General features: G+C 64.2%; 1 protein-coding gene. It reads left to right on the top strand.

The features are described from left to right. Positions 1–920: nucleotide sugar dehydrogenase (locus tag IEX60_RS24735; protein ID WP_188754069.1), on the top strand; the 920-nt coding region annotated here is incomplete at both ends.

The raw sequence follows: 920 nt of genomic DNA, 5'->3' as shown, positions 1-920 counted from the left end.
GCGGATCTGTCGCGTCTTCCGGTGTACGAACCGGGTCTTGCCGAAGTGGTGGGCGAAGCCCGGGGGCGGAACCTGTTCTTCTCGACGGACGTGGACGGGGCCATCGCCGGGGCCGACATGGTGTTCATCTCGGTGAACACGCCCACCAAGACCTACGGGAAGGGCAAGGGCATGGCCGCCGACCTGAAGTACATCGAACTCTGCGCACGGCAGATCGCCGCGGCCTCCACTTCCGACAAGATCATCGTGGAGAAATCGACGCTGCCGGTGCGCACGGCCGAGGCGCTGAAAAGCATCCTGCACAACACGGGCAACGGGGTGAACTTCCACATCCTGTCCAACCCGGAGTTCCTGGCCGAGGGGACGGCCATCGCCGACCTGCACAGCCCCGACCGGGTGCTGATCGGCGGGGAGAACGACGGGGCGGTGCGGGCACTGGTGGACATCTACGCCTCCTGGGTGCCCCGTGAACGCATCCTGACCACCAACCTGTGGTCATCCGAACTGTCCAAGCTGACGGCCAACGCGTTCCTGGCACAGCGGGTATCCTCCATCAACGCCATCTCCGAGCTGTGCGAGCGCACGGGGGCCAACGTGGAGGAGGTGGCCCGTGCCATCGGCACCGACAGCCGCATCGGCCCCAGGTTCCTGAAAGCCTCGGTGGGCTTCGGGGGCTCCTGCTTCCAGAAGGATATCCTCAACCTGGTCTACATCGCCCGCAGCTACGGGCTGGAGGAGGTGGCCCATTACTGGGAACAGGTCATCACCATGAACGACCACCAGAAACAGCGGTTCGCCGACAACATCGTGCAGACCATGTACAATACCGTCTCCGGGAAGAAGATCGCCTTCCTGGGGTGGGCCTTCAAGAAGGACACCAACGACACCCGCGAGTCGGCCGCCATCCATGTGGCCGATGC

This window comes from Parapedobacter defluvii (assembly GCF_014642075.1).
GTDB lineage: Bacteria > Bacteroidota > Bacteroidia > Sphingobacteriales > Sphingobacteriaceae > Parapedobacter > Parapedobacter defluvii.
The sequence above is the reverse complement of the archived record's forward strand: the minus strand, read 5'-3'. Positions and strand labels throughout refer to the sequence as shown.